Here is an 8,243-nt window from a genome sequence, read left to right as displayed (position 1 = left end):
CCCGCGCGGTGGCAGGCGGCGAAGCGCGGGGCGCGATGGCCTTGACCCGCCCGCCCGGCCACCACGCCGGCGCCGACTTCTACGGCGGCTACTGCTTCCTCAACAACTCGGCGCTGGCCGCGCAGGCGCTGCGCGAGGCGGGTGCGGCCAGGGTGGCGGTGCTGGACGTGGACTACCACCACGGCAACGGCACGCAGAGCATCTTCTACGAGCGCGCGGACGTGTTCACCGTCTCGCTGCATGGCGACCCGCGCACCGAGTACCCGTTCTACCTGGGCTATGCGGACGAGCGCGGCGCCGGCGCTGGGGAAGGTGCCAACCTGAACCTGCCGCTGCCGGTGGGCACGGACTTCGCGCGCTGGGGCGAGGCCCTGGACGTGGCGATCGACGCGATACGCGCGCACGGCGCGGAGGCGCTCGTCGTCGCGCTGGGCGTGGACACCTACGAGGGCGACCCGATCTCGCGCTTCAGGCTGCGCGGCGCGGACTATCCCGCCATGGGCGAGCGGATTGCCGCGCTGCGCCTGCCGACCGTTTTCGTGATGGAAGGCGGCTATGCGGTCGCTGCGTTGGGGGAGAACGTGGCGGGCGTGCTGGAAGGCTGGCTGAGTCGCTAATATCCCCGCGAAACACGCGTGGGAGACAAGGGCGATGTTCCAGTGGAAGCAGAAGAACAAGGTCGCGGGGTCTGCTGAAGTAACGGATTACCCGGTCGGCAATGAGCTGGCGGTGGTGCGCCGGCTCTACAAGTCCATGTCCTCGGTCGGCAAGGATGCCGCCGAGGTGCGCGGCGCGCTGGAGGACACGCAGCGTGTCGTCGTCGGGCAGGCCGAGGCGATGGGCGCGCTGGCGGCGCAGCTGCAGCAGGTGCAGGCCTCGCAGGCGGCGATCCGGCAGGCCACGCAGCAGACCGGCGAGGCGGTGCAGCGGGCGCGCACGGCGCTGGGCGGCGTGGGCGAGGAGGTGGCCGGCATCGTGCAGACGCTGCGCCAGGTGACCGACGCCGCCGGCGACATCACCCGCATCGCGCTGCAGACCCGGCTGGTGGCCTTCAATGCCTCGGTGGAGGCCAAGCGGGCCGGCGAGGCGGGGAGGGGCTTCGGCGTGGTGGCCGATGCGGTGAAGGCGCTGGCCGGGCAGGTGGAGAGCTCGTCCAAGGCCATCATCGGCGCCATCGCCACGCTGGACGAGCGGGTGGACCGCTTCAGCCGCGAGTTGCGCAGCGATGCCCAGGCCCAGGCCAGGCAGCAGCGCAGCGCGATCCACGAGGCCTTCGCGGACGTGGAGGCCGACGTCGAGCAGATCACCCGCAGCGCCGACCAGAGCGGCCAGACCATGCAGGCGCTGAACGAGCGGGCCGGCGCGCTGGAGCGCGAGGTCCAGCATGCGATGCAGGGCCTCAAGGTGGCCTTCTCCTGCAGCGACCGCTTCCTGCGCCTGTCGGAGGAGGTGATCGAGCAGATCGCCGAGACCGGCCTGGAGATCGAGGATTCGCGCTACATCGCCGGCGCGCAGCAGGCCGCCGCCGAGATCTCGGCGCTGCTGGAGCAGGCGGTGGACGCGGGCCAGATCAAGCTCGCCCAGCTGTTCGACGAGCACTACCGCCCGGTCGCCGGCACCGAGCCGGCCCAGCATCTCACCGCCTTCGCGCCGCTGGCCGAGCGCCTCTTCCCCGCGGTGCAGGAGCAGGCCCTGCAGCTCAGCGACAAGGTGGTGTTCTGCATCGCGGTCGACCGCAACGGCTATGTCGCCATGCACAACCGCAAGTACAGCCAGGCCCAGCGCCCCGGCGAACTGGCCTGGAACACCGCCAACAGCCGCTGGCGCCGCATCTTCAACGACCGCACCGGCCTGGCCTCGGCCCGCAACCAGCGCCCCTTCCTGCTGCAGACCTACCGCCGCGACATGGGCGGCGGGAAGTTCGTGCTGCTGAAGGAGGCGGCCGCGCCGATCGTGGTCAAGGGGCGGCACTGGGGCGGGCTGAGGCTGGCGTTCAATTTCTAGCCGGTGCGATTGGCGGACCGACGGCAGGGGGGCCTGATGTTGGCCCTAGGGTGCACGGCTGCGAGGCTGGGCTAGCATGCTGCATTCATTAACGAAACCTTAATGCCTCGTGTCCATGAAGATCGCCCATATCGCGCTGCTGTCCCTGCCGCTGTTCACCGCCGCCTGCGCCACCAACCCGCCTGATGGCAAGGAGGAACAGGTGGCCGAAGCGAAGGTCGAGTGCGAGAAGACCTACCGGGTCGGCTCGATGATGCCCAAGAAGGAATGCGGCCCGGCCCTGACGCAGGAGCAGCGCGCCTTCCAGCAGATGGAGCTGGAGCGCATCCGCCCGTCCGCCAGCAACCCGGGCGGCACCAGCGGCAACGGCGGCGGCAGGTAATCCCGCAGCGGGAGGCGGCGGTCAGGGCGCCACGCAGGCCCGGTTCTTCCCGGTGTGCTTGGCCTCGTAGAGCGCCACGTCCGCGCGGTCCAGCGCGGCTTCCAGCGTCTCGCCGCTGCGGTACAGCGTCACGCCGGCCGAGAAGGTGACGAACACCTCGCGGCCCTCGTGGCTGAACAGGCTCTTGGTCAGCTCGCGCTGCAGGCGCTGCAGCACGCGCTGCGCCTCGTCCAGCGGGGTGGCCGGCAGCAGCAGCACGAACTCCTCGCCGCCGTAGCGGGCCACCAGGTCGCCCGGCCGCAGCGACTGCTGCACCAGCGCCGCCAGTGACTTCAGCGCCACGTCGCCGGCCGCATGGCCCAGCGTGTCGTTGAGCTTCTTGAAGTTGTCGATGTCCAGCAGGGCCAGCGCGATGCGCGTCTGGTCGCGGCCGGCTTTCGCCTGCTCGGTGTCGAAGGCCGCGATCAGGCCGCGGCGGTTGGCGATCTGGGTCAGCTGGTCGGTCTGCACCTCGTTGGAGAGCTTGCGCAGCTCGTCCTCCAGCCGCGTGACCTTGACGGCCAGCTCGGTGGCGCGGTCGTGCTCCAGCGTCAGCCGCTCCTGGGTCTGGTGGACCAGGCTCTGCACGCTGCGGCTTTCCTCGACCATCTCGCGCACGGTGCCGGCCAGGCTCTCCAGCGAGTCGGCCTTCTCCACCGCCTCGGCATAGCGGCCGACATTGTTCTGGAAGCGGTCGGTGTGCCGGCCCAGCTCGCCCAGCTCGGCCAGCATGCGGGTGATCAGCAGCTTCAGCGACTCGCGCGCACGGCTGCGCTCGTCGCGCAGCGCGCGCTGGCGGGTGCGGGTGCCCAGCAGCATCTCGGAGACGGTGCGCACGCCGCGGCCCGACAGGCCCTGGTTCAGCGTGTCGTTCATCACCGAGGCCTGGCCGCGGGCCCAGGAGTCGTCCTCGGCCAGCTCGACGATGCTCGCGCTCAGCTCGCGGCACAGCACGCCCAGCTCGGCGAACAGGTGCTGGCGGTGGTCCAGCATGTGGCGGGCGCGCTGGCACAAGGCCAGCATCTGCTCGGCGCGCTCGGGCGTGGCGCCCTGGGCCAGCAGCTCGCGCTGCGCGGCGTCCAGGTCGGCGATCAGGTCCTGGCCGTGGCCGATCGGGTTGCGCAGCGCGTGGGTGACGGTGCCGTGCAGATGGGTCTCGATCTCGGGCCAGACGCTCGGCGCCGAAGGAGGTGGCTCCGCCGGCGCGGCAAACTCCTCGGCGAAGCGGCTGCTGGCGAATTCCTCGGGCTCGAAGAACTGGCTGGGCGTGCCGCCGGGTTCCTCGTGTGCGTCGCCACCGGCCTTGGCGGCGGGGCCACCGTCGCTATCCCAGCTGGTGATCAGCTGCGAGAGCCGGGTCAGCAGCCGTTGCGGATCGGAGCGATTGGCGCTCAGCACGCGGGCCACGCCGTCCTTCTTGCGGGCCAGCGTCCAGGAGCGACCGCCGCGTTCCAGGCCGCGCATCAGCTTGTCGATGGTCTGGGCCATCTGCTCGGCCTGGGCGCGGTCCGCCTTCGGGCTGGCAGGGGCGGGGGGCGGCTCCTGGCCCGACTCCTGCGCGTAGGCGCGGGCGAAGTTCTCTGGCGTCGGCTCCTGCTGGGCCTGGGCGAGACGGCGCAGCGCCTCCTTGGCGATCTGGGCCGCCGGTCGGCGCGAGTCCATCAGCGTTGGATGCCGCGTTGCAGGTCGCTGCCGCCGGTGCCCTCGCCGCGGATGTCGGCGCTGGCCTGGCCGATCCAGGGCGCCTTGCGCGGCAGCACGGTCTGCGCCAGCCACTGCTCCAGGTCGTCAGGCGGCAGCGGCTTGCTGAACAGGAAGCCCTGCATCACGCTGCAGCCCAGGCGGTGCAGCACCTCCATCTGGCGCAGCGTCTCCACGCCTTCGGCAATAACGCGCAGGCCGAGCGCACGCGCCAGCGCGATGATGGCGGTGACGACGGCCGAGCTCTGCGGCGTGATGCCCAGGTCGCGCACGAAGGTGCGGTCGATCTTCACTTCGGAGATCGGCAGCGTGGTGAGGTAGGCGAGGGACGAGTAGCCGGTGCCGAAGTCGTCGATGGAGATCTCCACGCCGACTTCATTGAGACGATGCAGCGCCGGGATGACGTTCTGCAGGTCCTTCATCAGGTTGTTCTCGGTGATCTCGAGCTGGATCGCGCGGTGCGGCACACCGTAGGCGCTGACGCACTGGTGGATGTGCTCGACGAGATCGGAGCGCTCGAACAGCCGGCTCGGCAGGTTCACCGCGATCGAGTCCGAGAAGCCGAAGTTCAGCTGCCAGACCTTGGCCTGGCGGGCCGATTCCTTCAGCGCCCATTCGGACAGCGGCACGATCAGCCCGGTCTCCTCGGCCAGCGGGATGAAGTCGCCGGGCGGGATCAGGCGGTCGCCGCGCTTCCAGCGCATCAGCGCCTCGGCGCCCACCATGCGGGCGCCGCGCACGTCGACCTTGGGCTGGTAGTGCAGCACGATCTCGCCGCGCTCCAGCGCCTTGTGCAGCGCGCTCTCCAGCTCCAGCTTCTCGCGGCCCTGGCCGGCCAGCATCGGAGTGTAGAGCGCCGCGCCGTTGCGGCCCTGGGCCTTGACGGCATACATGGCCACGTCGGAATTGCGCAGCAGGTCGGCCATCGTCTCGCCGTCGCGCGGGTACAGCGCGATGCCCACGCTGGCGGTGACGAAGCACTCCTGGCCGGCGATGAAGATCGGCTCGCGCATCGCATCGAGCACGCGCTGGGCGACCCGCTCGGCATCGCTCTCGTCGGTGACGTCGGGCAGCAGGGCCACGAACTCGTCGCCACCGAGGCGGCCCACCGCCTCCAGCGTGCGGTGCGAACGGCCGCCGACCGATTCCAGCATGCCCTCCATCACCTGGTCCGAGTGGCGCACGCAGCCGCGCAGGCGGCGGCCGACCTCGATCAGCAGCTCGTCGCCGGCCGCGTGGCCCAGCGTGTCGTTGATGATCTTGAAGCGGTCCAGGTCGATCAGCAGCAGGCCCACCTCATGGCTGCCGCGGCGCGCCTGCTCGATGGCCCGCTCGACGCGCCAGATCAGCTGGCGGCGGTTGGGCAGGCCGGTCAGCGCGTCGAACAGCGCGAGCTGGCGGATGCTGTCCTCCGCCTGGTGGCGGTCGGTCACGTCCTGCATCACGCCGGTATAGCCGCTGGCGTTGCCGTGGTCGTTGAACTCGGGCTCGGCCTCGATGTGGACGACGCGCTGGCGGCCGTCGAGCAGCGTGACCGGCAGGTCGGTGATCAGCACCGAGTTGTGGCTCATCACGTCGCGCAGCAGGCGCAGGAACAGCGCCCGGTCCTCGCGCGGCACCATGCGCATCACGCCGATGAAATCGAGCCGCTCGGCCGGGCTGCGGCCGAACACCCGCAGCGCCTCGGCCGCCAGCGTGAAGCCGGTGGTGCCGCGGTGCCACTCGAAGCTGCCCATGCGGGCGAGCTTCTGGGCGCGGGCCAGCTTGGCCTTGCTGCGCTCCAGCTCGATGCGCGTCCGCGAACTCCGCAGCAGGTAGCGCAGGCGCCCCGCCAGCAGGCTCCACTGCGGGCTCTTGACGAAGAAGTCGGTGGCGCCGACCTGGTAGGCGCGGGTGATCGAGGCGTCGTCGTCCAGGCCGGTCAGCATCAGCACCGGGGTCGACTCGAAGCCCGGGATCTCGCGCAGCCGCGTGCAGGTCTCGAAGCCGTCCAGCTCCGGCATCATCGCGTCCAGCACGATCAGGTCCGGCGAGGTCTGGGCCAGCAGGGCCAGGCCTTCGGCGCCGCTGCGGGCCTCGGTCACTTCGAAACCGCGCTCGCGCAGGGCGATGGCCGTCAGCAGCAGGTTGACCTCGTCGTCGTCGACGAGCAGCACCTTGGGTTGCCCGGGCAGATCGGGATCGAGTTGGGAACCGACGGGGGTCATGTAGGAGAGTCTCGGTCAGATCGGCAAGGCCTTCAGGGCCAGGCGCACTTGGTCGATTTCGCTGAGCATATTGTCAAGCAGAGTGTCGAGCCCCAAGGTCTCACCGGACCGTGCTTTTGTCTCGATTTCGGCACAGACCTCAGCAAGATGGAGGGCGCCGAGGCTTGCAGACGACGACTTCAGCGTGTGGCTGACGTGGCGGACGACGGTGAGGTTGACCGGCGTGGCCGCGCGGGCGGCTGCGAGATCGGGCAGCAGGCGTTCGAGCGAGGTCGCGTAGGCGGCGATCACCCGCGGCAGCAGTCGGGCCGCGCCGCCGGGGTCGAGTTGACGCAACCGGGCCAGCGTGGGTTCGTCCAGCAGAGTGGGAGGAGGCATCGTCGACATGATGCCCCCATCATGCCCGAGCCCGCGGCGGCAGCCAATCGAGGCCGCCCCGGGGCCGGCCGCTAACCCCGCATTCAAGCGCACTCCGGAGCGCCCGATGCCCGCTCCTACAATGCCGCGCATGCTGCCCCCACGCTCACTTCGTTCACTGCCCCCCGAGGGGGCGGCATGCGCCTTCGGGCGGCCGGGCGGCGCATGAACAGCCTCAGCGACGCCGGCATCGCCACCCCGCGTGGTCCCGGTCGAGCTGCGGCTCTGCTGCTGGGCCTGACCCTGGGCGGCCTGGCAGGGCTGGTCTGCATGGGGCTGCTGCTGGCCCTGCAGGACGGCGTGCAGCTCTCGCCCGGCGCCGTGGCGCTAACGCTGATCTTCAGCGGCGTGCTGCTGCTGGGCGTGGCGGGCCTGGGCTGGCATGCCGGCGTGCGGCTGACGCGCCGTCGCCTGGGCGAGTCGCTGGGCGAGGCGCGCCGCCAGGTGCAGCTGCTGAGCCAGTTGCAGCCCGACTGGCAATGGGCCACCGATGCCGGCCATCACCTGCGCCGCTGGCAGGCGCCGCAGGGTGCGCCCAGTTCCGCGTGGGCCGGCGGCATGATGCTGGCGGCCACCCAGCCGCTGTGGGAGCGCTTCGAGCTGGCCGAGGCCGGCGCCACGCTGCGCGAGCGCCTGGAGGCCGGTGCGGCATTCGCCCAGTTGGCGGTGCGTGCCACCGACGGCAGCGGCGAGCGCTGGCTGCTGCGCGGCATCGCCTGCAAGGACCAGCACGGCCGCTTCACCGGCTTCCAGGGCACGGCGCGGCGGCTGGTCGAGGACCGCGCGCTGCCCAGCGGCGCGGCGGCGCTGATCGAGGAACATGCGGCCTTCAGCTACACCGTCTCGCACGACCTGCGCGCGCCGCTGCGGGTGGTCGAGGGCTTCGCGCGCATTCTCAAGGAGGACTACGGCGGCAAGCTGGACCGCGTCGGCAACGACCACCTGGACCGCGTGGCCGGCGCCGCCGGCCGCATGAACGGCATGATCGACGCGCTGCTCTCGCTCGCCCGGCTCTCCGCGCAACCGCTGGCCGACGAGCCGCTGGACCTGTCCGCGCTGGCCGCTCAGGTCATCGACGAACTGCGCCGCGCGACCCCGGAGCGCGGCGTCGAGGTGCAGCTGCAGCAGCCGCTGCCGGTGCGCGGCGACCCGATGCTGCTGCGCATGCTGCTGGACAACCTGCTGGGCAATGCCTGGAAGTACACCGGCAAGTGCGAGCATCCGCGGGTGAGCCTGGGCTGCGCGCTGGGCGAGGACGGCCGGCGCGTGTTCTGCGTGCGCGACAACGGCGCCGGCTTCGACATGCGCTTCGCCGACCGCCTGTTCGGCGCCTTCCAGCGCCTGCACAGCGCCAGCGATTTCCCCGGCACCGGCGTGGGCCTGGCCTCGGTGCAGCGCATCGTGCGCCGGCATGGCGGGGAGATCTGGGCGGAGTCGGAACCGGGGCAGGGCGCGAGGTTCTACTTCACCCTCGAGGCCTAGCGACCTGGCAG

The 8,243-nt window shown here is 71.1% G+C and carries 7 protein-coding genes; 4 read left to right on the top strand and 3 right to left on the bottom strand.

Annotated features, from left to right (window positions below):
* From B0W88_RS27265 to B0W88_RS27255, 3 genes are all read left to right on the top strand, one after another.
* On the top strand, positions 1 to 617 hold a 617-nt coding region (locus B0W88_RS27265; protein ID WP_144006999.1), incomplete at its 5' end, for a histone deacetylase family protein.
* 34 nt (positions 618 to 651) lie between these two features.
* Positions 652 to 2,004 (top strand): methyl-accepting chemotaxis protein, encoded by a 1,353-nt coding sequence (locus B0W88_RS27260; RefSeq protein ID WP_077037717.1) that lies wholly within the window; start codon positions 652 to 654, stop codon positions 2,002 to 2,004.
* Between the two features lie 109 nt (positions 2,005 to 2,113).
* Complete coding sequence (locus tag B0W88_RS27255; RefSeq protein WP_158080956.1) at positions 2,114 to 2,386, top strand: hypothetical protein; 273 nt, start codon at positions 2,114 to 2,116, stop codon at positions 2,384 to 2,386.
* 21 nt (positions 2,387 to 2,407) lie between these two features.
* On the opposite strand, the gene B0W88_RS27250 is transcribed toward B0W88_RS27255, so the two are convergent.
* From B0W88_RS27250 to B0W88_RS27240, 3 genes are read right to left on the bottom strand one after another with little or no spacing between them, the layout of a single operon-like run.
* The gene (locus tag B0W88_RS27250; RefSeq protein WP_077037715.1) at positions 2,408 to 4,087 is read right to left on the bottom strand and encodes a GGDEF domain-containing protein; all 1,680 of its coding nucleotides are present in this window, start codon (positions 4,085 to 4,087) and stop codon (positions 2,408 to 2,410) included.
* The gene (locus B0W88_RS27245) at positions 4,087 to 6,333 is read right to left on the bottom strand and encodes a bifunctional diguanylate cyclase/phosphodiesterase (protein ID WP_083749104.1); all 2,247 of its coding nucleotides are present in this window, start codon (positions 6,331 to 6,333) and stop codon (positions 4,087 to 4,089) included. Before B0W88_RS27245 ends, B0W88_RS27250 begins: the two co-directional genes overlap by 1 nt.
* Before the next feature lie 15 nt (positions 6,334 to 6,348).
* Positions 6,349 to 6,720 (bottom strand): Hpt domain-containing protein, encoded by a 372-nt coding sequence (locus B0W88_RS27240; protein ID WP_158080955.1) that lies wholly within the window; start codon positions 6,718 to 6,720, stop codon positions 6,349 to 6,351.
* A 195-nt stretch (positions 6,721 to 6,915) separates the two neighbouring features.
* Between B0W88_RS27240 and B0W88_RS27235 the strand changes: the two genes are divergently transcribed.
* Positions 6,916 to 8,232, top strand: coding sequence for an ATP-binding protein (locus B0W88_RS27235; RefSeq protein WP_077037714.1), 1,317 nt, complete (start codon positions 6,916 to 6,918; stop codon positions 8,230 to 8,232).
* The last annotated feature ends 11 nt before the right edge of the window (positions 8,233 to 8,243 follow it).

This window comes from Pelomonas sp. KK5 (assembly GCF_001984095.1).
GTDB lineage: Bacteria > Pseudomonadota > Gammaproteobacteria > Burkholderiales > Burkholderiaceae_C > KK5.
This window is presented reverse-complemented; position numbering and strand designations above follow the sequence as displayed.